Genomic DNA, 24297 nt, shown 5'->3' on the forward strand with positions numbered 1-24297 from the left:
GTGCCATCCGGACCTGCCTGATCCGTGGAGGAGACCCCGGGCTGTGGAGAGATGCCCTCTCTGTGGACGGACCGGGGAAGGGTGGTCCGGGCGCGGGAGGATGATTCCCGTGCTGACGAGTCCTCCGGGTGATGACAGTCCTGCCGCACAGCGCTCCGCGAGCGCCGGCTGGCGGGATCCTCGCCTGTGGGTCGGGCTCGCCCTGGTGGCGGTCTCGGTGGTCGTCGGGGCCCGGGTGGTCGGCGGCGCCGACGAGACGGTCGCGATGTGGAGCGTCGCCTCCGACCTCGCCGAGGGGGAGGAGGTCGAGCCCGGTGACCTGGTCGCGCGCCGGGTCCGGTTCGCCGTCGAAGCCGACGCGGCGCGCTACTTCACCACCGACCAGGAGCTGCCCGACGAGCGTCACCTGGTGCGCGGGGTCGCGGCCGGCGAGCTGCTCCCGCGCACGGTGCTCGGCGCCGCGCAGGAGCAGGAGCCGCACGTCTCGGTCTCCGTCCCCGCCAGGCAGCTCCCGCCGGCGGTGACCACCGGGTCGCTGGTCGACGTGTGGATGCTTCCGCACGCCGGCTCGGGCGAGGGGAGCAAGGCCAGGCTGGCCGTCCCGGGGGTGCGGGTGGTCGACGCGCCGCGGGCCCCAGGCGACCTCGGGGTCGCGGGCCAGGACCGCCAGCTGGTACTCGGCATCCCGGACGACGGGGTCACCCTGGCCCGGGTGCTGACCGCCAGCGGCGAGGGCCGCCTGATGCTGGTCGGGCGGGGCTGAGCGGTGGTCTGCGTGCTGGTCCTCGCCTCCGGGGCGGCCTGGGAGTCCGCCGCGCTCAGGTACCTGGGGGAGGCCGCCGGCGTGGTGGTGCTCAAGCGCTGCGTCGACGTCGACGACCTGATGGCGACCGCGGCCACCGGCCAGGCCGACGTCGCCGTGGTGGCCCTGGAGGCCCCCGGGCTGGACGGCTCGGCCGTGGAGCACCTGCGCCGCCACGCGGTGCGTCCGGTGGCCGTGGTGGCCGCGCCCGGGCGCGACGACGTGGCCGCCCGGCTGGCCCGGCTGGCGGTGCGCACCTGGGTGGGGGCCGACGACGTCGCCCAGCTGCCGGGGGTGGTGGCGCTGGCCGACGACCTCGCCGACACGCGGTCCCGTCCGGTGCGTGCCGCCGGCGCCCCGGGCCCGGCCGACCGGCCCGGCCCGGCGGGTCCGCCCGCTGCGGGGCCGGAGTCGGAGTCGCAGTCGCGTCGGGTGATCGCGGTCTGGGGTCCGGCCGGTGCCCCGGGGCGGACCACCCTGGCCACCGCGGTCGCGGCCGAGCTGGCCCGGCGCGGCCGCCCGACCCTGCTGGTCGATGCCGACCCCCACGCCGCCTCCGTGGCCCAGCACCTGGGCGTCCTCGACCAGGTCTCCGGGGTGCTCTCCGCGGCTCGGCTGGTGTCCTCCGGCACCCTGCGCGAACGGCTCCCGTCGGCCTGCCGCGCCGTGGCGCCGCACCTGGAGGTGATGACCGGGCTGCCACGCCCGGACCGGTGGGTCGAGGTGCGTCCCGGCGCGATCGCCGACGTGCTGCACGAGGCCCGGCAGCGCCGCGACGTCGTCGTCGACACCGGCGCCGACCTGCAGTCCGACGTGGGGCTGGGCCACTCCGGCCTGCGCAACCAGATGACGTTGGAGGCGTTGGAGGCGGCCGACGAGGTGCTCGTGGTCGGGGGTGCGGACCCGGTCGGTCTCTCGCGCCTGGCCCGCGGGCTGGTCGACCTGCGCGAGCACGTCCCCGGCGTGCCGGTGCGGGTCGCGGTCAACCGGATGCGGCCCTCGCTCGGCTGGGCCGACTCCGACGTCGCCGGGATGGTCGAGGGGTTCGCCCGGGTCTGCGGCCTGCACTTCCTGCCCGACGACCGGGCCGGCGCCGACCGGGCGCTGGTGGCCGGGCGTGCGGTCGGCGAGCAGGCCGAGTCGCCGCTCTCCCGGGCGGTGGTCGAGCTGGTCGACGCGCTGCACCCGACCAGCTGCCGGCCGGGCGGCTCCGGTGGTCCGGGCCGCCGGCTGGTGCGGCTGCTCAGGCCGCGAACAGCAGGTACAGACCGCCGGCGGTGAAGCCCACCATGGCGAACAGCAGCGGCAGCTGACCCGTCAGCTGGTGCTGACGGGGCAGCAGCTTGACCGCGCGGTCGTGCGCGGCCACGACCCCGAGCACGTGGCCCAGCACCACGCCGAGCACCTTGATGTCGGCCAGCAGGGTGGGGTGGTAGGAGAGCCAGCGGTTCACCTGGAGGTCGGCGGTGCCCAGGAGGTCGTCGCCGCGGGAGAGCGGGTCGCTCATCTGGATCAGGGTGACCTGCCCGTACTCGATGAAGTAGGACAGGTAGTGGGCCACGATGTAGCCCACGATGATCGGGACCATCGAGTGCGCGAAGAGCGCGGGCAGGCGGCGCCGCTGCACGTCGTCCCCGACGCCGGTGGCGGCGGTGGACGCGGCGAAGACCAGGCCCACCCCGGCGCAGAAGGCGAGCAGCGCCAGGTTGCCCAGCAGCACCGAGCTGAGCTCGGAGGACTGCACGTAGCGCAACCAGGGGGGTGACTCGCGGAAGGAGTCGAAGCCGGTGCTGCCGAAGAGCACCGCCACCACCGCCACCAGTCCGGGCCGAGCGGGGGTCCGGGCGAGGTTGGCCAGCGGGGAGCGCAGCACCAGCTCGCCGTCGTCGCGCCGTCCCCACACCGAGAGGCGACCGACCAGGGTGGAGTACACCTCGAACGGGTCGGCGTGCTCGAAGAACCTGTCCCCGAAGACGGCCCCGCCGAGCACCATCACCGCGACGTAGACCGCGACCCAGAGGCGTACCGTGCCGAGCTGGGTGGAGTCGGGGTGCACCAGCTCGAGCCAGACGAACGCGAAGAGCCCCAGCGCCGCCGGCCAGTAGCCCCACCGGGCCGGGTAGTCGCGCAGGCCCCGCGAGGGGTCGGAGCCGGTGAGCCGGGCCAGGCCGGTGTGCAGGGTGCGCACGGGGCTGAGCGCCTTGTACGCCGGCCCGAGCAGCAGGCTCAGCGGCACCAGGCCGACCCACAGGAGCACGTAGAACATGCCAAGGGCCGGGTTGATGACCAGGTTCTCCCCGAGGACGGCCGCGAAGAGGAACCACCCGAAGAGTGCCATCCCGAGCGCCCGCACGACGCCGACGAACCAGGCCGAGGCGACGACGCGGCGCAGCCGCTCCGGCGCGAGCCGGCCGGGCTCGCCGTCGAACCGGGGCGTGCGCCAGGCCAGCGCCAGCACGCTGAAGGAGACGACGAGGGCCGCTACCGCCCCGGCGATCGCGAGCTCGGGGGAGATGGGCAGGTCCTTGGCCCCGCCCAGCCCGTGGGCGAGGAGGTCGCGCTCCACCTCAGCGGACTTCGAGCTGCAGCACGACGAGGTCGGGGTCGTGGGACTCGACCTCGACCACGCCCGGGCGGTCGAGCACCAGCTCGTGCTCGGTGGTGCCCTCGGTGAAGGCGATCTCCTGCTCGGGGGTGGAGTGGACGTGCAGCTCGCCGTCGCGGTCGGAGGTCACCTCGATCATGACCGGCTCGTCGACCCCGACCTGGACCCGCTCGCCGGCGGGCTGGATGCTGTCACCCTCGACCGTCACCCGGATCGGCGCCTGCTGCTGGGTGGTCGAGCCCTCCGCGGGGTCCGCGGAACCGGCGGAGTCGTCCCCGCACGAGGTCAGACCGAGCAGCACCAGGCAGGAGGCGGCGGCTCCGGCGGCGAGTCGCCGACGGCGGCGGATCGGGGCAAGCATCTGGGCGTTCCTCCTGTGGGTGGGGTCCTTCTGCCAGAATCCCATGAGCAGGCAAGTCCGAGGACGGAAGGGCAGACATGAGTGAGCGGCTGCGGCCGCGAGACCTGGCGTTCCTCGCCACGGATTCGCCTTCGACACCGATGCACAACGCGACGCTGGAGGTCTTCGAGCCAGGCGCCCGCGGGTTCGACTACTCCCAGGTGGTCGAGCTCATCGCCGAGCGGATCGCCTACGTGCCCCGCTACCGGCAGCGGCTCCAGGCCGTCCCCGGCCGGATCGCCAACCCCGTGTGGGTCGACGACCAGGAGTTCGACCTCAGCTACCACGTACGCCGTTCGGCGCTGCCGCGCCCGGGCACCATGGACCAGCTCCGCGAGCTGACCGCCCGGATCGTGTCGCGGTCCCTGGACCGCAACCGCCCGCTGTGGGAGGTCTACGTGATCGAGGGCCTGGCCGAGGGCCGGGTGGCCGTGCTGGCCAAGTCGCACCAGATCCTGGTCGACGGGATCGAGACCGTCGACCTGGGCCAGGTCATGCTCGACGTCGACCCCAAGCAGGCGCCCCTGGGCCGGGACGAGTGGCGCCCGGGGCGCGCGCCGACGCCGGCCTCGCTGGTCGCCGGCGCGCTGCTGGAGAGCCTGGAGTCCCCCCGCACCCTGGTCAACACCGCCCGCAGCAACCTGGGCGCGCTGCTGCGCACCGCCGACGACGCCCGCCACCGGGTGAGCCACGTCGCCGGTGCGCTGTCCAACCGCCGGCCGGTCCCGGAGTCGCCGGTCAACGGGCCCCTCTCCCAGCAGCGCCGGGTGGTCACCGTGGCCACCGACCTGGCCGACTACCGGCGCATCCGCCGGGTGCACGGCACCAGCGTCAACGACGTGGTGCTGGCCACCGTCGCGGGCGCGCTGCGCGGGTGGCTGATGACCCGGGACGAGGGCCTGCACGGCATCAAGCGCCTCAGGGCGGTGGTCCCGATGTCGGTGATCGACCACGAGCTCGAGGCGACCTCCTTGGGCACCCAGGTGACCGGGCACGAGGTCTACCTGCCGATCGGCGAGCCCAGCCCCGTGGTCCGGCTGCTCCAGGTCAGCTACGGGTTCCACAGCCACCGGGAGACCGGCCTGGCCGTGGGCGCTCGGCGGCTGGCCGGGATCGCCGGCTTCGCGCCGACCACCTTCCACGCGCTCGGCTCGCGCGTCGCCGCCCAGGAGCTGCGCCGGGGCTTCCACCTCTCGGTGACCAACGTCCCCGGCCCGCAGTTCCCGCTCTACGCGGGCGGCGCCCAGATGCTCGAGAGCTATCCCGTGCACCCTCTCCTGCCCGGCCACGCGCTGGCCATCGGCGTCACCTCCTACGACGGCCGGGTCTTCTACGGCATCACCGCCGACCGCGACCTGCTCCCCGACGCCGACGTGCTGGGCCAGTGCGTGGTCGAGGCCCTCGAGGAGCTGAAGGACTCCGCCAGCGACTCCCGCCCCCGCGCGCCACGCGGTCGCCGCAAGAGCGGCGCCACGCCGCCGCGCGCCGGCAAGGAGGGCCGGTGAGCACCCGGCTGTACCTGCCCACCACCACCCGGGGGCTGGGCGTGCTGGTCGCCGGCGGCGTGCTGCCGCCCGACGAGGTGGCCGAGGAGGGCCCGGTCCGGGCCGAGGGTGACGACGAGGAGTCCGAGTACGCCGCCCTGATGACCGCCGCGGACCTCTCCACCGCACTCGGCGCCCGGCTGGGCGTGCCCGGGGGCCGGCGGGTCGTGGTGGTGACCGAGACCGGGACCGACCCCGCGACCGACCTCGCGACCGACCCCGAGGCCGGGGCCCCGGCCGGCACGGCGCGCCGCGACGTGGTGGCCGTGCACCTCGACACCGAGGACAGGGCCGCCGGCGCCGATCCCGACGACGACCTCGCCTGGTTCGCCCCCGAGGAGCTGGAGCACCTCGTCTGAGCCGGGCTAAGGTCGCGAGCATGGACGGCATCGCATTCCCTCCGGCCCCGGTCAACGAGCCGACCCTCACCTACGCCCCGGGCACGCCCGAGCGCGAGGAGCTCCTGGTGGAGCTGGCCCGCCTGGAGGGCGAGCAGTCCGAGCTGCCCGCGCACATCGGCGGGGAGCGCCGGGCCGGGCGCGGACCCGAGACCTCGGTGGTGCAGCCCCACGACCACCAGCACGTGCTGGCCACCTTCCGGGGCGCGAGCGCCGAGGACGCGGCCGACGCGGTGGCCGCCGCGCACGAGGCGGCTGGCCCCTGGCAGCGGATGTCGTTCGACGAGCGGTGCGCGATCCTGCTCAAGGCCGCCGACCTGCTCGCCGGCCCGTGGCGGCAGCGGCTCAACGCCGCCACCATGCTCGGGCAGTCCAAGACCGCCCAGCAGGCCGAGATCGACTCGGCCTGCGAGCTGATCGACTTCTGGCGCTTCAACGTCCACTACGCCAAGCAGATCCTCACCGACCAGCCGATCGCCCAGAGCCGTGGGGTGTGGAACCGCACCGACCACCGCCCGCTCGAGGGCTTCGTCTACGCCATCACCCCGTTCAACTTCACCGCCATCGCCGGCAACCTGCCCACCGCCCCCGCCCTGATGGGCAACACCGTGCTGTGGAAGCCCTCGCCCACCCAGCAGCTGGCCGCGAGCCTGACCATGCAGCTCCTCGAGGAGGCCGGGATGCCGCCCGGGGTGATCAACATGCTGCCCGGCGACGGGCTGGCGGTCTCCGAGGTGGCGCTGGCCCACCGCGACCTGGCCGGCATCCACTTCACCGGCTCCACCGCGACCTTCCAGCACCTGTGGCGCACCGTGGGGGAGAACATCTCCTCCTACCGCGCCTACCCGCGGATCGTCGGCGAGACCGGAGGCAAGGACTTCATCGTCGCCCACCCCTCCGCCGACCCCGACGTGCTGCGGGTGGCGATGGTCCGCGGCGCCTTCGAGTACCAGGGCCAGAAGTGCTCGGCCGCCTCGCGGGCCTACGTCGCGCGCTCGGTCTGGGAGAAGGTGCGCGACCCGCTGGTCGCCGAGGTCGAGGGGCTCGCCATGGGCGACGTGACCGACCTGGGCAACTTCATGGGCGCCGTCATCGACCAGCGGGCCTTCGACCGGCACCGCCGGGCGCTCGACCGGGTGGCGCAGACGCCGCACCTGAGCCTGCTGGCCGGCGGGGAGTGCGACGACTCGGTCGGCTGGTTCGTCCGCCCGACCGTGGTGGAGTCCAGCGACCCCACCGACCAGATGTTCTCCGAGGAGTACTTCGGCCCGATCCTGGTCGTCCACGTCTACGACGACGACCGGTTCGAGGAGGTGGTGACCCAGATGGAGTCCTTCGCCCCCTACGCGCTCACCGGCGCCGTCATCGCCCAGGACCGGTCGGCCGTGGCCTGGGCGAGCGAGACGCTGCGCTTCGCGGCCGGCAACTTCTACGTCAACGACAAGCCGACCGGGGCCGTGGTCGGCCAGCAGCCCTTCGGCGGCGGCCGCGCGTCGGGCACCAACGACAAGGCCGGCGCCGCGCTCAACCTGCTGCGCTGGACCAGTCCCCGCTCGATCAAGGAGACCTTCGTGCCGCCGACCGAGATCGGCTACCCGCACATGGACTGACCCGCCGACGCCCCCGCGACGCCCCCGCCGACCGGCCGGGGTGGCCGCGGCCGGCGGGGTGGGAGGACAATGGAGGCATGCCCGTCCTCCCGCTCCACATGGGACCGCTCCACGCCTACGAGCAGGTCCTCATCCTGCTGCTCGCCTTCGGGCCGTTCGCGCTGCTCGCGGTGGTGGTGTGGCTGCGTCGCCGGGCCGACGTGGCCGACATGGCCGACGTGGCCGACGTGGCCGACGTGGCCGACGTGGCCGACCGGGCAGAGCAGGCCTCAGCCGGCGAGCCGGGCGCGGCCGACCCGGTTCTCGACCTCGAGCGCCTTGACGACCAGGTCGTGGACGACCCCCTCGATCCTGCCGCCGACGAGCGGGACGCGGACCGAGATGTCGAGGGACACGGTCTCGGTCGTCGTGCCCCCTGACTCGGTGAGCACGGCGGTGCCGGAGATCTCGCCCGGCTTCCCGGGGATCTCCACGCGGTAGTCGGCGCGCTCGTGGTCGTGCCAGGTCTCGGTCTGCACGATGTCGATGCGGTCCCCGACGATCTTGGCTGCGACGGCCGGGATGCCGCGGGCCTCCTGGACCTGCGTGACGGTGACCACCGTGGTGGCGCCGAGCTCCTCCACCGAGACGCGGTGCTCCAGCACGTGCTGCTCCCGGCAGACCTCCTCACGGAACCCCGGGTCGCGCAGCATCGCGGCCACCTCCTCGAGGGGGGCGGGGTAGGTCAGCAGGTGCGTGAGTCGCTTCGTCATGGGGGACATCATGACGGGTCGGCGGGCCCGGCGGGGACGCGCCGGGGGGTGATGGTGTTGTGTGGCTCACATCCCTGTGCCTAGGGTCTGGGGCGTGTCCGTGGACCTCGAGGAAGACAAGTCACAGCTGCTGGTGGAGGCGGTCGCCCTGGGGCGCGGTCGGACGACGGGTCGGGACCCGGGGGAGGACGAGGAGTCCCTCGTGCGGGCCTACTACCGTCACGTGGCTCCCGAGGACGTGGTCGAGCGCACTCCCGCCGACCTGTACGGCGCCTGGGCGAGCCACCGGCAGCTGGCGCAGGAGCGCCCCCAGGGTCGCGCCGTGGTCCGCGTCGGCACCCCCGTCGCCGAGGAGGCCGGCTGGTCGGCCAAGGGCCACTCGGTGGTGGAGATCGTCACCGACGACATGCCGTTCCTGGTCGACTCGGTGACGATGGAGCTGGACCGCCTCGGCTCCGGGGTGCACCGGGTGATCCACCCCCGGTTCGCGGTGGCCCGCGACATCACCGGTGCCCTGGAGTCGGTCCGTCCGGTCGACGAGACGGCCCACGTGGCCCCGGAAGCCGGGGCGGACGGCAGCGTCGAGTCGTGGATGTCGGTCGAGTTCGACCGGGTCGTCGACGCCGACGAGGCGGCTGTGGTCGAGGAGAACCTCCAGCGGGTGCTGCGCGACGTCCGCGAGGCGGTCGAGGACTGGGCCAAGATGCGGGCCGAGGCCGAGCGGGTGATGGCCGAGCTGCGCGAGGACCCGCCCGCCCTGCCCGACGACGAGGTCGCCCAGGGCCGGGCCCTGCTGCAGTGGCTGGTCGAGGACCACTTCACCTTCCTGGGCTACCGCGAGTACCGGCTGGAGACCGGCGAGGAGCCCGACCAGGTGCTGCTGCGGGCGGTGCCGGGCACCGGGCTGGGCATCCTGCGGGCCGACCCCGACATGAGCGGGGAGGGTTCGCGGCTGCCCGAGATCGCCGCCCACAAGGCCGCCGAGCGGACCCTGCTGGTGCTGACCAAGGCCAACTCGCGCGCCACCGTCCACCGGCCCGCCTACCTGGACTACGTCGGGGTCAAGAAGTTCGACGCCCAGGGCCGGGTGGTCGGCGAGCGGCGCTTCCTGGGGCTGCTCTCCAGCGGTGCCTACACCGAGTCCATCACCCGGATCCCGCTGCTGCGGGAGAAGGCCGCGGGGATCCTGGAGAGCGTGGGCTTCGACCGGCGCAGCCACGCCGGCAAGCAGCTGATGGACACCCTCGAGCACTACCCGCGCGACGAGTTCTTCCACACCCCGCTCTCCGAGCTGGCGCCGATCGCGGAGAGCATGATGCACGCCGGCCAGCGCCGCCAGCTGCGCGTGTTCCTGCGCCGCGACACCTACGGTCGCTACGTATCGGCCCTGGTCTTCCTGCCCCGCGACCGCTACAGCACGACCGTGCGGGAGCGGTTCGCCGCCATCCTGCGCGAGCACCTCGACGGCGAGCACGTGGAGTTCACCGCCCGGGTCAACGAGTCCGCCACGGCGCGGGTCCACTTCGTGGTGCACCCGGCCGCCGGCGGGGTGCTGCGCGACGTCGACCCGGCCACGGTCGAGCAGCTGCTGGCCCAGGCCTCGCGCTCCTGGCGCGACGACCTGCGTGCCGAGCTCGTCGCGCGCTGCGGCGAGGACCGTGGCGCCGAGCTGGCCCGGCGCTACTCGGCTGCGTTCCCCGAGGCCTACAAGGAGGACTTCTCGGCCGCCACGGCCGCCGAGGACGCGCTCCGGCTGGAGGCGATCGAGGGCGACGAGGGCCTCGACCTGGTCCTGCTCGCCGACGAGGACCAGGAGCGGCGCAGCCAGGCCCGGCTCAAGATCTACCGGCTCGGGGCACCCCTCTCCCTCTCGGAGGTGCTGCCGATGATCTCCTCCCTCGGCGTGGAGGTCGTCGACGAACGGCCCTACCAGCTCGAGGGGCTGGCCCGGCCCACCCACGTCTACGAGTTCGGCCTGCGCGACGAGCGGCCGCCCGTCGAGGGCGCCGCCGCCCTGGCGGTCGAGACGCTGCTGGCCACCTGGCAGCGACGCAACGAGAACGACGGCTTCAACGCGCTGGTGCTCTCCGCCGGCCTGACCTGGCGACAGGTCAGCGTGCTGCGCGCCTACGCCCGCTACATGCGCCAGGGGAACGCGCCGTTCACCGTCACCTCGGTGCAGGGTGCGCTGCTCACCAACCTGGAGATCGCGCGCCTCCTCGTCCAGCTCTTCGAGGCGCGCTTCGACCCCGGCCGCGACGACCTGGCCGCCGACGCCGAAGCCCGCACCAGCCTGGTCTCGGTGGTCGAGGAGCGGCTCGAGGCGGCGCTGGACGACGTGGTCAGCCTCGATCACGACAGGATCCTGCGCTCCTACCTCACCCACCTGCAGGCCACCCTGCGCACCAACTACTTCCGGCCGGAGGGGGACGACCCCGAGGCCGGGCCCCGCCCCTACCTCGCGCTCAAGCTCGACCCGCAGCGGATCGGCACCCTGCCCGAGCCGCGGCCGGCCTACGAGATCTTCGTCCACTCGCCCCGCGTCGAGGGGGTGCACCTGCGGTTCGGCCGGGTCGCCCGCGGCGGGCTGCGCTGGTCCGACCGGCGCGACGACTTCCGGACCGAGGTGCTGGGCCTGGTCAAGGCGCAGATGGTGAAGAACACCGTGATCGTGCCGGTCGGCGCCAAGGGCGGCTTCGTGGCCAAGCAGCTCCCGGACCCCTCCGACCGGGAGGCCTGGATGGCCGAGGGGGTGGCCTGCTACCGCAGCTTCATCCGCGGCCTCCTCGACGTCACCGACAACCTGGTCGACGGGCGGACCGTGCCGCCGCCGAGGGTGGTCCGCCACGACGGCGACGACTCCTACCTGGTGGTGGCGGCCGACAAGGGCACCGCCTCGTTCTCCGACATCGCCAACGAGATCTCCCGCGACTACGGGTTCTGGCTCGGTGACGCCTTCGCCTCCGGCGGCTCCGTGGGCTACGACCACAAGGGGATGGGCATCACCGCCCGTGGCGCCTGGGTCTCGGTGCAGCGCCACTTCCGCGAGCGCGGCGTCGACTGCCAGGCCGAGGACTTCACCTGCGTCGGGATCGGCGACATGTCTGGCGACGTCTTCGGCAACGGCATGCTCTGCTCCGAGCACATCCGGCTGGTGGCCGCCTTCGACCACCGCGACATCTTCCTCGACCCCGACCCGGACCCCGCCGCCTCCTACGCCGAGCGCCGGCGGCTCTTCGAGCTGCCCCGCTCCAGCTGGCGCGACTACGACTCCGCGCTGATCTCCGAGGGTGGCGGGGTGCACAGCCGGGAGAGCAAGTCGATCCCGCTCAACGACGCGGTGCGCCGGGCCCTGGGCATCCCCGACGACGTGGACAAGATGCCGCCCTCGGACCTGATGCGCGCGATCCTGACCAGCCCCGTCGACCTGCTGTGGAACGGCGGCATCGGGACGTATGTGAAGGCGAGCTCGGAGAGCCACGCCGATGCCGGGGACAAGGCCAACGACCCGATCCGGGTCGACGGCGCCGACCTGCGGGCCGGCTGCGTGGGCGAGGGCGGGAACCTCGGCTTCACCCAGCTCGGCCGCATCGAGTACGCGCGAGAGGGCTGCGGCGGCGAGGGCGGCCGGATCAACACCGACTTCATCGACAACTCCGCCGGGGTCGACACCTCCGACCACGAGGTCAACATCAAGATCCTGCTCGACCGCGCGGTCGCCGACGGACAGCTGGAGGCCGAGGCGCGCAACACCCTGCTGGCCGAGATGACCGACGAGGTGGCCGCCCTGGTGCTGCGTGACAACTACGAGCAGAACCTGGCACTGGCCAACGCGGCGAGCCAGGCCCCGGCGATGCTCCACGTCCACGAGGACTGGATGCGGGACCTGGAGCGGCGGGGGGTGCTCAACCGCGAGCTGGAGGCGCTGCCGGACCGCAAGGAGGTGCGCCGCCGGCTCGAGCGGGGGGAGGGGCTCAGCCTGCCCGAGCTCTCGGTGCTGCTGGCCTACACCAAGATCGTGCTCGCCGACGAGCTGCTCGCCACCGACCTGCCCGACGACCCCTACCTGATCCTGGACCTGATCACCTACTTCCCCCAGCGGATGCACCAGGACCACCGGGCCCAGATGCTGGCTCACCCCCTGCGCCGGGAGATCATCACCACCCAGGTCGTCAACGACCTGGTCAACGGGGCCGGGATGACCTACTGGACCCGGCTCGCCCGGGAGACCGGCGCCGGGGCCGGGGAGCTGACCCGGGCCAACTTCGTGGCCCGGGAGGTCTTCGGCTCGCTCGCGCTGCGCCGCGAGCTGGAGGAGTGGGACAACCGGCTCTCGGCCTCGCTCCAGACGCAGATGCGGCTGGAGATGCGGACCCTGGTCGAGCGGGCCTCCCGCTGGCTGGTGACCCACCGGCGACCGCTGCAGAGCGAGGAGCTCGTCGACTCCCTCAGCGTCCCGGTGCAGCGGACGATGGCGGCCCTGCCGGGGCTGCTCGGCGGCCGGGAGCTGGCCGCCTTCGAGGAGCGCCGGGACCGGCTCGTCGACCACGGGGTGCCCGAGGAGCTGGCGGTGCGGGTGGCGGTGCTGCCGCCCAGCTATGCGCTGCTCTCCGTGGTGGAGACCGCCCAGCGCAAGTCCCTGGAGGCCGACGAGGTGGCCCGGGTCCACTTCGCCCTCGGTGAGCGGCTGGGCCTGCCCTCGCTGGTGCAGCGGATCCAGCAGCTCCCGCGCACGGACCGTTGGCAGACGATGGCCCGGGCCGCGCTGCGTGACGACCTCTACTCGGTGCACGCCTCGCTGACCGCGGAGGCGCTCGCCGCGGCGCCCGACGGCTCGGCCGACGAGCGCGTGGCCGCCTGGGAGGCGCAGCGCCCCGAGGTGGTGCGGGGCGCGGTGCAGACCCTGGAGGAGATCGTGCTGGACGAGGAGGCCGACCTGGCCCGCATGTCGGTGGCGTTGCGGGTGGTGCGCAGCCTGCTGGCCTGAGGCCGTCCTCCGGACTCGCCGCGGGTCAGCTGGCCTTCTTCGCCGCCGGCGCCTTCTTCGAAGTCTTCTTGGCGGCGGCCTTCTTGGCCGGAGCCTTCTTCGCGGCGGCCTTGGTGGCGGCCTTCGCGGGGGCCTTCTTCGGGGCGGTCTTCTTGGCGGGCGACTTGCGTGCGGTCGCCTTGCCGGCCGGCGCGGCCGCGTCCGCCTCGCCTGCGTCGTCCGCGTCGCCTGCGTCGTCCGAGTCGTCCGCGTCCCCGTCGCCCGTCCCAGTCGCGTCGTCCGCGTCGTCGGGGACCTCCTCGCCGCGCGCCTTCTTCGCGGCCGCGACCGACTTCTGCAGGGCGGCCAGCAGGTCGACCACCTCGCCGGAGGACTTGGTGGAGGTGGCGGTCCGCTTGACCTCGCCGCCCTCGATCTTGGAGGTCACCAGCTCCTCGACCGCCTCGGCGTAGTCGTCCTCGAACTCGGCGGGGTCGAAGTCGCCGGCCAGCGTCTCGACGAGCATCTGGGCCATCTTGACCTCGCTGGGCTTCACCTCGCCGGCCTCGACGGAGAAGTCGGGGGTGCGGACCTCGTCGGGCCACATCATGGTCTGGAGCACGATCACGTCGTCGCGGACCCGGAGCACCGCCACCGAGGTGCGCTGGCGCAGCGCGACGGTGACCACCGCCATCCGGTCCGCCTCCTCGAGGGCCTGGCGCAGCAGTGCGTAGGGCTTGGCCCCGCTCTTCTCCGGCTCGAGGTAGTAGCTCTTCTCGAAGAGCATCGGGTCGATCTGGCTGCTGGGCACGAACTTCTCCACCGCGATCTCGCGCGACGAGGTGGAGGGCAGCTGGGCCAGGTCGTCGTCGGTGAGGATGACCATCTCGCCGTCCTCGGTCTCGTAGCCCTTGGCGATGTCGGCGTAGGGCACCTCCTCGCCGTCGACGGAGCAGACCCGCTGGTACTTGATCCGGCCGCCGTCCTTGGCGTGCACCTGGCGGAACGAGACGTCGTGCGACTCGGTCGCCGAGTACAGCTTGACCGGCACGTTGACCAGTCCGAACGAGACCGAGCCCTTCCAGATCGCCCTCATGTGCCGATCTCCTCTCCCAGCGACGCGTCGGGGTCGCGTCGCCCCAGTATCGCCATCCTTACCCCCTGTCCGCGAGGATGAACCGGTGCGTCCCATGCTCGCGACCCGGGGAGACCGGCTGCCGACCGGCGACCAGTGGTGCCACGAGGTCAAGTGGGACGGCATGCGGGTGCTCGTCGAGGTCGTCTCCGGGCAGGCCCGGCTGTGGTCGCGCAACGAGAACGACGTCACCGTCTCCTTCCCCGAGCTGGCCCGGATCGACGCGCCCGACGCGCTCCTCGACGGGGAGGTGGTGGCCTTCGACGACGGCCGGCCGAGCTTCGGCGCGCTCGCCGAGCGGATGCACCAGCGCAACGCCCGCCGGGCTGCGGCCCTGGCCGAGTCGCGGCCGGTCACCCTGCTGCTCTTCGACCTGCTGCGCCGCGACGGGGCCGACCTGACCGGCGAGCCCCTCGAGCGGCGGCGGGGCCGGCTGGAGGCGCTGGGGCTGGGCACCGACCGGTGCCAGGTCCCTCCGGTCTACGACGACGGCGAGATGCTGTGGGAGGCCACCCGCCAGCAGCGGCTGGAAGGGGTGGTGAGCAAGCGCCTCTCCTCGCGCTACACGCCCGGCGTGCGCACCCCCCACTGGCTGAAGTTCCCCCACCGCGAGCGGACCTCGTGGGTGGTCGGCGGGTGGCGGCCCGAGACCGGGTCGTCCCAGCGGGTGGGCTCCCTGCTGGTCGGCGAGGTGACTCCCGGTGGCCTGCGCTTCCGGGGCCGGGTCGGCAGCGGGATCGCCGGGCGGGTGGGGCCGGTGCTCAGGGCGCTGCTGGAGCCGCTCGCCAGCCCGGAGTCGCCGTTCGCCGAGGAGATCCCGCGGGTCGACGCCGTGGGCACCCACTGGGTGCGCCCCGAGCTGGTCGTCGACGTGGAGTCGCTGGGCTTCTCCCACCACGCGCGGCTGCGCCAGCCGTCGTTCCGGGGGGTCCGGACCGATCTGGCCCCGCAGGACCTGGCCGAGCAGGATCCGGCCGAGCAGGAGGTTGCCGAGCACGATCCGGCCGAGCAGGGGGAGGGGCAGGACGATGAGTGAGGTGCACGTCGAGGTCGACGGCCGGACCCTGCGGCTGAGCAACCTGGAGAAGGTGCTCTACCCGCGCACCGGCACCACCAAGGGCGAGGTGCTCAACTACTACGCCCAGGTGGCCCCGGTGATGCTGCCGCACCTGGCTGACCGCTGCGTGACCCGGATCCGCTGGCCGCACGGGGTCCAGGACGGCAGCTTCTTCGAGAAGAACGTGCCCGCCCGGACGCCGTCGTGGGTCCGCACCGCCGAGGTGCCGACGACCGGGTCGAGGGCCGGCTCGGACGCCTCGGGCACCCTGGTCTTCCCGGTGGTCGACGACCTCGCCACGCTCACCTGGTTGGTCAACCTCGCCTCCCTCGAGCTCCACGTGCACCAGTGGCGGGTCGCCGGGGACGGAACGCTGCGCCACCCCGACCGCCTGGTGATCGACCTCGACCCCGGCGAGCCGGCGGGCCTCCACGAGTGCGCTCGGGTGGCGCTGATGGTGCGCGAGCACCTCGAGGCCCGCGGGCTGACCGGCAGGCCGGTGCTCAGCGGCAGCAAGGGGATCCACCTCTATGCCGGCCTGGACGGCGAGCTGGACGAGGAGGGCACGACCGCGTTGGCCAAGGAGGTCGCCGAGGAGCTCCAGCGCGAGCACGGCGACCTGGTCACCGCGACGATGACCAAGTCCCGGCGCGGCGGCAAGGTCTTCCTCGACTGGTCGCAGAACTCCGGCTCCAAGACGACCATCTCGCCCTACTCGCTGCGCGGCCGGGAGCGTCCCACGGTCGCCGCGCCGATCACCTGGGCCGAGGTGGAGGCCGGCGCGGAGGACGCCCTGGCCCTGGAGCAGCTGGACATGGAGACGGTGCTGTCGCGCATCGCGGAGCACCGGGACCTGTTCGATCCCCGCCGGGCCCACTGAGTCCCACAGCCCGGAAGCCCGGACAGCCGCAGCCTCAGTAGGCGCCCCGGTGGCCGATCACGGCCTTCGCGGTCCGCGCCACGATGACCAGGTCGAGGGCGAGCGACCAGTCCTCGACGTAGCGCAGGTCGATCCGCTTGCTCTCCTCCCAGGAGAGGTCGGAGCGGCCCGAGACCTGCCACAGGCCGGTCAGCCCCGGCTTGACCACCAGCCGCCGGAAGGCGTCCGGGGGGTAGGCCGCCACCTCGCGCGGCAGGGCCGGGCGGGGCCCCACCAGCGCCATGTCGCCGCGCACGACGTTCCACAGCTGGGGGAGCTCGTCGAGGGAGTACTTGCGCAGCACCCGCCCGAGGCGGGTGACGCGGGGGTCGTGGCGCATCTTGAACAGCACCCTGTCGACCTCGTTGCGGTCGCTCAGGTCGGCGAGGCGCTCGTGCGCGCCGCGGTGCATGGTGCGCAGCTTCAGCATCACGAACTGGCGGCCCCCGCGACCCACCCGGACCTGCCGGAAGATCGCCGGACCGCCGCGGTCGGAGCGGACGGCGAGCATGAGGACGGCCAGCAGCGGGAGCAGCAGGACCAGGAGCAGGGCGGCGAAGGCCCGCTCCCACACCTCCTTGACCAGGCGTGCCGGCGAGACGGCGACCTGACGGCCGGTGGCCCGGACGCCGGTGGCCGAGGTGTGAGGGGGTGCCAGGTCGTCGAGGGCCGGGACGAGGCGGAGCCTCATCGGGGCGGGCCTGGTGCTCCCCGGCGCCGGGGCCAGGTCGGTCATCGACCCGGGACTCCCCGGTACAGCTGGTCCACGAGCTCTCCGAATCGCACGGTCGTCTCAGCGCGCTGGGTCGGGACGTCGGCGGCGACGCGGCCCATCACCTTGGCCAGGGCCACCGCCTCGCGCAGCTGGTCGAGGCTGTCGACCATCCGGATGTCGCCGCGCTCGTCGAGCCGTTGCGCGAAGCGGATCTGGTGGCTGTCGACGTGCTCGCCGAGGCTGGGGTCGCGGGGGACCACGATGGGGATGTGCCGGGCGCCGCGGGCCTCCATGATCAGACCCGGGCCGCCGTGGGTGATGACCACGTCGACGGAGTCCAGGAGGCGGGCCAGCTCGCGGCCGCCGAGCATGTGGCGACCGTCGAGACCGACCTGAAGGTCGGTCGCGCCGTGCTGGACGAACCAGGGGTCGGGGCTCTCGGCGGCCAGCGTGGCCGCCCAGCCCACCAGCCGGTCGAAGGGGTGGTGGTCGGTGCCGAGCAGCACGGCGACCCCGGGACCGGCCGGGCTGCGCAGGACTGTGGGGAGGGTCCGCTGCCGAGGGATGCGGATCTGGCGGGAGAGCATGGTCACCACACCTTCCCCAGCAGCACTGAGTCACGGTAGAGAAGCTCCTGCTCGGGCCACTGGACGAGGAAAAGGTCGGTCACCGGGTGGCACAGCCGTGCGGTGAGGGTCTTGGAGTCGATCCGGTCGAACACCTCGAGATAGACCGTCTTGGCGCCGACGAGCCGACGGAGCCAGAAGAAGGGGACCGCCACGCCGGCACCCGTGGTGAGCACGATGTCGGGGCGGTAGTCGCGCAGCACCCGCCAGGCCAGGACCGTGTTGCGGAGCAGGTTGCGCAGGTTGCGGGTGGTGGGGTGGTGGGCGTGGACGACGTCCTCGGTGGCCAGCTTGGTCACGGCGTCCTCGGTGTCGAAGGTGACCCACCGGCGCTCGTGCTCGGTCCACCAGGACTCCAGGCACATCAGCTGCGTGAGGTGCCCGCCGGAGGAACAGACCATGAGCACTCGCATCGAACGGTCCCCCCCCACGCCGCATCCCTGAGTCACAGGGTCACCCTGGCGGGCGACGGCGCTCACGCTATGAAACGAACGAGAGGCACGCATGCCCCAAATAGGGCATGTGACAGCAGGACCGGATTTGTTCCGGCCAAGGCCCGGTGGTCTAGTCGGGCAGGTCAGGAGGAGACGGGGGCGACCCAGCCGGCGTGGTGGGCCAGCCCGACCGCACCGATCTGGGAGGTGACCTCGAGCTTGGAGAGGATCGACTTCACCTGGGTGCGCACCGTGGCCTCCGAGACGACGCTGGTCTCCGCGATCTGGCGGACCTGACGCCCGTCCATCAGCTGGCCGAGCACCTCGGCCTCACGGGCGGTGAGCCGGTTGAGACGGTCCTGCAACTCGCTGACCGCGGCTCGCTCCTCCTGCCAGTGGCGCACCAGCTCCTCGCGCTCGGCGACCGGCATCACCGGCCGGCCCTCGCCGATGAGGCGGATCGTCGCCAGGATCTCGTTGAGCGGCGCGGTCTTCACCATCACCTTGCGCGCGCCCAGGCGCAGGCACTGGCCCCAGCGGGCCCGGTCGCTGCTGCCGGTCAGCACCACCACGGCGGTCCCGGCCCGGGCCACCGGCTCGATCAGCCGGCTGCCGTCGGCGTTGCCCAGGTCGAGGTCGAGGAGCAGGACGTGGGGCTGGTGCTTCATCACCGCGGGGAGCAGGCTGGTGGCCTGGTGCAGGTCGGCGGGGAGCGGGACGCGGCGCACCTCGTGGCCCTTGAGCTCGAGCGCGATCTGCAGCGACTCCGCGAACAAAGTGTGGTCCTCGATGACACACACCCTCGATGTGCCTCTCATCGTGCCCTCCAACTGTCGCCCTACCGTGTCTCGTCGTCCCGGTGTCCGGGACGAGTTCGGGCGAATCTGCGGCGCCGGCCGCCGTCCGCTGGTCTACCGAGGTGCCGCCCCGGCCTCCGTGTCGGACACCGGCCCGGTTCCGGGTCCTGGCGTCTTCTCCCACCAGGGAGGTTACGGCCTGTCCTCCTTCGGCGTCACCCGGTCTCGGGAATCCGTTGCCTCAATTGGGTGACGCGGCGGCGGCCGGAGAGCGGGGGAGGCGAGGCATCCGGAGGGCAGGCTCATCAATAGTGGGGAATAACTTCGGCGTTCGTGCCCCCCGGGGCCTCCGAGGGCGGACCATGGCCCCTGGGCTCGTCGTGGCGGGTGCGACGGAACCGAGGCGGTCCGGCCCTGCGTCGCCGCCACCGACAGTCGACAGGAGTTTGCTGGGTGAGCGGTCCGTACGACCTGTACCTCAAGCCGGAGGACCGGTGGACCCGGCGCGCCCTGCGCGGGCTGCGCACCGGGGTGGCCCTGGCCGTCCTGGCGAGCCTGCTCGGCCTGCTCGCCGGCGGGTGGTACGGCGCCCGCCGCGCCGCCTACCACGAGGCGACCGCCGTGGTGCTGATCAGCCCGCTGGAGGGCAACGCCTTCAGTCCCGACGGGACCGGGAGCGCGCTGGTCAACCTGGAGACCGAGGCGCAGCTGGTGCGCTCCAACGCGGTCGCCGACGACGTGCTGGTCGACCTGGCCCTCGACCTGTCGCCGGCCGAGCTGCTGGAGTCGGTCTCGGTCGAGGTGCCGCCCAACACCCAGATCCTGCGGATCGCCGCCGAGCACCGGGACCCCGACCGGGCGCTGTCCACGGCCCAGGCGTTCGCCGAGTCCTACCTCGACTTCCGGCGCGGCCGCGCCCTGGCCGCCTCCAGCGCCCTCGCGGAGCAGGTCAGCGAGCAGATCGCCCAGCGTCAGCAGGAGCTCAACCGCAAGTCGCGCGAGCTGCCCGCGGCGCAGCCCGACTCCCCGGGCGCCCTGCTCGTGCGCCAGCAGATCCTCGACATCAACACCCAGCTCGTCGAGCTGCGCGCCCAGCTCTCCGCGCTCCAGGCCGCCCGCGCCGACCCGGGCGAGGTGGTCACCCCGGCGGCGCTGCCCGAGGCCGGGCTGCTCGGCCCCCGCGAGCTGATGGCCGGGCTGGGCCTGCTGCTCGGTCTGGGCGGCAGTCTCGGCGCGGCGGCCGTGCGGGCCCGCCGCGACGGCCGCGTCCGCTCCATCGACGACCTGGCCGAGGTCGGCGTCCCCGTGCTGGGCGAGGTCGCCGACGCCGGTGACGGCGACGACCTCACCACCGCCGGCCTGCGCTCCGGCATCCTGGCCGCGCTGCCGCAGCGGCCGCTGGTGCTCGCGCTGGTCAGCGCCGGGCGCGAGGTGCACGTGGCCGAGGGGCTGGCGCGCAGCATGGCCCGCGCCCGCTACGAGGCGGTCCTGGTCGAGCTCACCTCGGGGGCCGGCAACCGCGAGGGGCTCTCCGACCTCGTGCTCGACCGGGTCTCGCCCGACGACGTGCTGGTCCCGGTCACCTCGCACCTCTCCCGGGTGGTCCCCGGGCGGATGCCCGAGCGGCTGCCGGACCTGCTCGGCTCGCCCGACATGGGCACCACGCTCGGCGAGCTGGGCAAGCGCGCCGACGTGGTGCTGCTGGACGCCGGCTCGGCGCACGAGGCCTGGAGCCAGGCGGTGGTCCGCCACACCCACGGCGTGCTGCTCGAGGTGCACGCCGAGAGCACCAGGCTCAAGGACATCTCCGCGGCCCGCTCGATGATGTGGAGCGCCGGCGGGCAGGTCGTCGGACTCGTGCTGGTCCACCGGACCGAGGAAGCCCCCGCCCCATGACCGAGGCGCGGCAGCACCTCCGCCACGTCGCCCGGGGAGCGAGCCTGAGCCTGACCGGGTCGGCCGTCTCCGCGGTGGCCACCTTCGGGCTCGTCCTGGTGGTGGCCCGCGCCTTCGACACGGAGGTGACCGGGCTCTTCTTCGCCGCGACCGCGGTCTTCCTGATCCTGGTGGGACTGGCCGGGCTCGGGACCGAGGCCGGACTGGCCCGCTTCGGCCAGCGCCTGGAGCACGAGGGCCGAGCCACTCAGGTGCGGGCCCTGTTCGGCCAGGCGCGACGCGGTGTGCTGGCCAGCTCGCTGGCGCTGAGCGCACTGGTCCTGCTGGTCTCCGGCCCCGCCGCCCGACTGATGGAGTGGGGCGACGCCGGGGCCGACATGCTGCGGGTCCTCGCGCTCGCCCTCCCGCTGGCGGTGCTGGCCGAGTTCGGCCAGGCCGGGACGCGCGCCTTCGGCCGGATGCACGAGACCGTGGTGGTGGACCGCATCGGCCGCTCGCTCGCGCAGGTGGCCGGGGTCGCCCTCGCCGGCGCCGCCGGCGCGGACCCGGTGGGGTTGATGCTCGCCTGGCTGGCCTGGTACCCGGTGGCGGCCCTGTGGTCGACCCTGGCGCTGCGCACCTTCCTGGCCCGCCGGCTGGCCGCAGACCCCGACGACCCGGGCGGGGTGACGGCGGAGACCACCCGGGAGTTCTGGTCGTTCACCTGGCCGCGCACCCTCTCGGTGGTGGCCCGCCTGGGGATCCAGAAGGTCGACGTGGTGCTGGTCGCCGCCCTGCTGACCCCGCAGGACGCCGCGCTCTATGCCGCGGCCACCCGCTTCGTGGCGCTGGGCCAGGTGGCGGCCACGGCGGTCACCCAGGTGCTCCAGCCGCGGTTCGCCACCCTGCTGCTGGAGGGCTCGCGGAGCAACCTGGCCACCGTCCACCAGACCGCCACGGCCTGGAGCATCCTGCTCTCCTGGCCGCTCTACCTCGCCGTGGGCTGCGCCCCGGCCGCCTACCTGGGGCTCTTCGGGCCGGGCTACGACACCGAGCAGGCCCGCTGGGTGGTGATCGCGATGACGCTCGCGATGCTGGTCACCGCGGCCACCGGCCCGGTCGACACGCTGCTGGTGATGGCCGGGCGCAGCACCACGAGCATGGTGAACTCCGTGGTCGCGCTCGCCGTCGACCTGGCGCTGTGCCTGGCGCTGATCCCGGTCCTCGGGATCGTCGGCGCCGCCACGGCGTGGGCCGCGGCCGTGCTGGTCAAGGCCGGTCTCGCGGTCTTCTTCGTCCGCCGGGAGGTCCGGGTCGTCGGGCTGGCTCCGGTGGTGTGGCTCGCCGGCGGCGTCTGCCTGCTCGCGGTGGCGGTGCCGGTGCTCAGCCTCACCCGCGCCGGGGCGTCGTGGCCGGTGGCCGCGGCCGCGGCACTGGCGCTCTACCTCTCGGCGGTGCTGGTCCTGCGCCGCCACCTCCAGCTCGACGTCCTCGGGCGCTCGGCCCGCGCGCGGGTCTCGGGCGCCGCCGTCTCCTCGGGAACCCGACCGGAAGGAACCCAGCTCGTGGGACTCAGGAAGATCACCTCCGCGGTGAGGCAGCGCGCACCCGAGCCGGTGGTCCGGGTGCTGCGAGCGCTCACCTTCGGCTGGGGCTGGCTCACCGCCGACCTGCGGATGACGCCGACGGTGGTGGTGGTCGGCGCGCAGCGGTGCGGCACCACCACGTTGTTCCGGATGCTGGAGTCGCACCCCGTCCTGCTGCGTCCCACCCAGTCGAAGGGCACCGGCTACTTCGACGACCACCACCACAAGGGACCCCGCTGGTACCGCGCGCACTTCCCGCTCCGGCTGACCGGGCGTCTCCTCGGCGGCCCGCAGGCGCGGGCCTTCGAGAGCAGCGGCTACTACCTCTTCCACCCCCTGGCCGCCGAGCGCCTGGCCGCGGAGCTGCCGGACGTCCACGTGGTGGTGCTGGTCCGCGACCCCGTGGAGCGGGCGATGTCGGCCCACCGCCACGAGCTGGCCCGCGGGTTCGAGGAGCTGCCCCTGGAGGAGGCCCTGGCGGTCGAGGCCCGCCGCCTGGACGGCGAGGTGGACCGCCTGGCCGGCGATCCCGGCTACCGCAGCCACACCCACCGTCACCACGCCTACCTCGCCCGCGGGGAGTACGGCAGCCAGGTCGCGCGGTTCGTCGAGGCCCTGGGCCGGGACCGGGTGCACGTGGTCGACGCCGACGCCTTCTTCGCCGACCCCGCCCGGGAGTTCGCCGACCTGCAGCGGCGCCTCGGGATCCCCGTCCACCTGCCCGAGCGGGTCGAGCGGTGGAACGCCCGGCCCGGGGGCTCCCGCCTGCCGCAGCAGCGCCGGGAGCTGCTGCTCCAGCACTTCGAGTCCTCCGACGCCCAGCTCGAGACCTACCTGGGCCGCCCGCCGATGTGGCGTCAGCGCCCGGCGAGCACCGACTCCAGCGCCGCCAGCGAGACCAGCGCCCGCGGCACGATCAGCTCGCCCCCCGGCGCGGCCGACATCTCCAGGTAGCGCGCGGTGATGGCCACCAGGTAGGCCGCCTCGACCGCTCCGGTCCCCGGAAGGGCGGCGAGCACCACCTCCGCGGTGGTCCCGTGGCGCCGGGTGGCCGCGTTGACGGCGAAGTGCACCCGGTCCAGCCCGGCGGGGACGCCGGTCTCGAAGCGCTCCCAGTCCCAGACGAGCAGGGCGCGGCCGCCGTGGGCGGCTCCGCCCGGCACCATGTTCCAGGGGGTCCAGTCCCCGTGCCAGGCGCCGACCGGCACCGGTCCGGGGTGGCGGCGGCACAGCGTGTCCATGGCGGTGGCGAGCCGGGCGCCCGCCTCGCGGTCGGGCGCGGCCCGAGCCTGGGCCAGGCAGCGTTGCCACCAGGACAGCTCCGCCAGGGGGGTGGGCTCGGCCGAGAACGCCGCCGCGAGCTCGTCGCCGGCCCGCCGGATCAGGCCGCGGCGTCCCGGCAGCGCCGCCGCGGGCCCGACGCGGAGGTCCTCCTGGACCAGCACCCGGACGTCGTGCCAGGCCCCGGTGAAGAGGAGCCGGGGCACCCGCAGCGTGGCGAAGGGGGAATCGGCCGCCAGCTCCGCCAGGGTCGCCAGGGCCAGGGACTCGGCGCCGACGTGTGCCGCGGCGGTGGCGGAGTCGCCCAGCTTGGCGAAGCCCAGGGAGCCTCCGCGCTCGTCGAAGAGCTGGAGCACCGGCTTGCGGTTGACCCGGGCGGGACCCACGCTGAGGCTGAAGTCGACCCGCGAGGTCCCCAGCTGCCGGGCCAGGAAGTCGGCCAGCGAGCCGGGCCCGCCCGGGTCGCCGGCCGGCGCGTGGACCAGCAGCCGCTCCGGCAGGGCGCGGGTGGCGCCGGCGCGCAGGGCCGCCGAGGCCAGGGTGCGGGCGCCGATCTCCGCGGGACGGGCGGCCGCACTGAAGCGCAGCACGGACGACGCGGCGGCGGCCGGACCCACCGGGAGCAGGAGTCGGGGGGAGCGCGCGTGGGGGAGGAGCAGGAACTCCGCGGTGGCCCCCGGGTCGTCGCGCCGGGAGCGGACCAGCTCGGTCCTGGCCCCCGGCCACAGCCGCTCCAGGGTGGAGCGCAGCACGTCCAGGGCGTCGTCGGAGGCGGCGGGCACGGGAGCAGTCTCC

19 protein-coding genes are annotated in these 24297 nt (G+C 73.8%); 10 read left to right on the forward strand and 9 right to left on the reverse strand.

Annotated features, from left to right (window positions below):
• Positions 1-109: 109 nt before the first annotated feature.
• Both AC4BG9_RS14670 and AC4BG9_RS14675 read left to right on the forward strand, forming a co-directional pair.
• A complete protein-coding gene (locus AC4BG9_RS14670; RefSeq protein WP_490571851.1) occupies positions 110-763 on the forward strand; it encodes a hypothetical protein in 654 nt (217 codons plus the stop codon).
• A gap of 12 nt (positions 764-775) precedes the next feature.
• The gene (locus tag AC4BG9_RS14675) at positions 776-2083 is read left to right on the forward strand and encodes a CpaE/TadZ family protein (protein WP_490571852.1); all 1308 of its coding nucleotides are present in this window, start codon (positions 776-778) and stop codon (positions 2081-2083) included.
• Here the strand turns inward: AC4BG9_RS14675 and AC4BG9_RS14680 are convergent.
• Both AC4BG9_RS14680 and AC4BG9_RS14685 read right to left on the reverse strand, forming a co-directional pair.
• Entirely contained in the window at positions 2046-3368 is a 1323-nt protein-coding gene (locus tag AC4BG9_RS14680; protein ID WP_490571853.1) for a hypothetical protein, read from the reverse strand. The two genes, AC4BG9_RS14675 and AC4BG9_RS14680, sit on opposite strands and share 38 nt — an antisense overlap.
• A 1-nt stretch (position 3369) precedes the next feature.
• Positions 3370-3768 carry a hypothetical protein gene (locus tag AC4BG9_RS14685; RefSeq protein WP_490571854.1) on the reverse strand — a complete coding sequence of 133 codons (399 nt, stop codon included), beginning with the start codon at positions 3766-3768 and terminating at the stop codon, positions 3370-3372.
• 77 nt (positions 3769-3845) lie between these two features.
• Here AC4BG9_RS14685 and AC4BG9_RS14690 point away from each other — a divergent pair, with 77 nt between their 5' ends.
• The 3 genes from AC4BG9_RS14690 to pruA are packed head-to-tail and all read left to right on the forward strand — an operon-like array spanning position 3846 to position 7359.
• Positions 3846-5312, forward strand: a complete 1467-nt coding sequence (locus AC4BG9_RS14690; protein ID WP_490571855.1) for a WS/DGAT/MGAT family O-acyltransferase — start codon at positions 3846-3848, stop codon at positions 5310-5312.
• Positions 5309-5710: a DUF6912 family protein gene (locus tag AC4BG9_RS14695; protein WP_490571856.1), complete on the forward strand. Its 402-nt coding sequence runs from the start codon at positions 5309-5311 to the stop codon at positions 5708-5710. The genes AC4BG9_RS14690 and AC4BG9_RS14695 overlap by 4 nt, the downstream gene beginning before the upstream one ends.
• A gap of 20 nt (positions 5711-5730) precedes the next feature.
• Complete coding sequence (pruA, locus tag AC4BG9_RS14700; RefSeq protein ID WP_490571857.1) at positions 5731-7359, forward strand: L-glutamate gamma-semialdehyde dehydrogenase; 1629 nt, start codon at positions 5731-5733, stop codon at positions 7357-7359.
• A 269-nt stretch (positions 7360-7628) separates the two neighbouring features.
• Here the strand turns inward: pruA and AC4BG9_RS14705 are convergent, their stop codons facing one another.
• Positions 7629-8111 (reverse strand): DUF2505 domain-containing protein, encoded by a 483-nt coding sequence (locus AC4BG9_RS14705; RefSeq protein ID WP_490571858.1) that lies wholly within the window; start codon positions 8109-8111, stop codon positions 7629-7631.
• Between the two features lie 94 nt (positions 8112-8205).
• Here AC4BG9_RS14705 and AC4BG9_RS14710 point away from each other — a divergent pair, with 94 nt between their 5' ends.
• Complete coding sequence (locus AC4BG9_RS14710) at positions 8206-13098, forward strand: NAD-glutamate dehydrogenase (protein WP_490571859.1); 4893 nt, start codon at positions 8206-8208, stop codon at positions 13096-13098.
• Positions 13099-13123: 25 nt separating this feature from the next.
• Here the strand turns inward: AC4BG9_RS14710 and ku are convergent, their stop codons facing one another.
• Positions 13124-14173, reverse strand: coding sequence for a non-homologous end joining protein Ku (ku, locus tag AC4BG9_RS14715; RefSeq protein WP_490571860.1), 1050 nt, complete (start codon positions 14171-14173; stop codon positions 13124-13126).
• 94 nt (positions 14174-14267) lie between these two features.
• Here ku and ligD (AC4BG9_RS14720) point away from each other — a divergent pair, with 94 nt between their 5' ends.
• On the forward strand, positions 14268-15248 hold the full coding sequence (gene ligD / locus AC4BG9_RS14720; protein ID WP_490571898.1) for a non-homologous end-joining DNA ligase: 981 nt from the start codon (positions 14268-14270) through the stop codon (positions 15246-15248).
• Complete coding sequence (gene ligD, locus AC4BG9_RS14725; protein ID WP_490571861.1) at positions 15241-16149, forward strand: non-homologous end-joining DNA ligase; 909 nt, start codon at positions 15241-15243, stop codon at positions 16147-16149. The genes ligD (AC4BG9_RS14720) and ligD (AC4BG9_RS14725) overlap by 8 nt, the downstream gene beginning before the upstream one ends.
• A gap of 34 nt (positions 16150-16183) precedes the next feature.
• Here the strand turns inward: ligD (AC4BG9_RS14725) and AC4BG9_RS14730 are convergent, their stop codons facing one another.
• From AC4BG9_RS14730 to AC4BG9_RS14745, 4 genes are all read right to left on the reverse strand, one after another.
• Positions 16184-16879: a sugar transferase gene (locus AC4BG9_RS14730; protein ID WP_490571862.1), complete on the reverse strand. Its 696-nt coding sequence runs from the start codon at positions 16877-16879 to the stop codon at positions 16184-16186.
• Between the two features lie 41 nt (positions 16880-16920).
• Positions 16921-17490, reverse strand: coding sequence for a glycosyltransferase (locus AC4BG9_RS14735; RefSeq protein WP_490571899.1), 570 nt, complete (start codon positions 17488-17490; stop codon positions 16921-16923).
• Positions 17491-17492: 2 nt separating this feature from the next.
• Positions 17493-17930: a UDP-N-acetylglucosamine--LPS N-acetylglucosamine transferase gene (locus AC4BG9_RS14740; protein WP_490571863.1), complete on the reverse strand. Its 438-nt coding sequence runs from the start codon at positions 17928-17930 to the stop codon at positions 17493-17495.
• A 176-nt stretch (positions 17931-18106) separates the two neighbouring features.
• Complete coding sequence (locus AC4BG9_RS14745) at positions 18107-18763, reverse strand: response regulator (RefSeq protein WP_490571864.1); 657 nt, start codon at positions 18761-18763, stop codon at positions 18107-18109.
• A 450-nt stretch (positions 18764-19213) separates the two neighbouring features.
• Between AC4BG9_RS14745 and AC4BG9_RS14750 the strand changes: the two genes are divergently transcribed.
• Positions 19214-20656, forward strand: coding sequence for a P-loop NTPase family protein (locus AC4BG9_RS14750; protein WP_490571865.1), 1443 nt, complete (start codon positions 19214-19216; stop codon positions 20654-20656).
• The gene (locus AC4BG9_RS14755; RefSeq protein WP_490571866.1) at positions 20653-23175 is read left to right on the forward strand and encodes an oligosaccharide flippase family protein; all 2523 of its coding nucleotides are present in this window, start codon (positions 20653-20655) and stop codon (positions 23173-23175) included. Before AC4BG9_RS14750 ends, AC4BG9_RS14755 begins: the two co-directional genes overlap by 4 nt.
• Here the strand turns inward: AC4BG9_RS14755 and AC4BG9_RS14760 are convergent.
• Complete coding sequence (locus AC4BG9_RS14760; RefSeq protein WP_490571867.1) at positions 23079-24284, reverse strand: hypothetical protein; 1206 nt, start codon at positions 24282-24284, stop codon at positions 23079-23081. The genes AC4BG9_RS14755 and AC4BG9_RS14760 overlap by 97 nt on opposite strands.
• Positions 24285-24297: the final 13 nt, after the last annotated feature.

The sequence above is a fragment of the Nocardioides sp. Z40_12 genome (assembly GCF_058215795.1).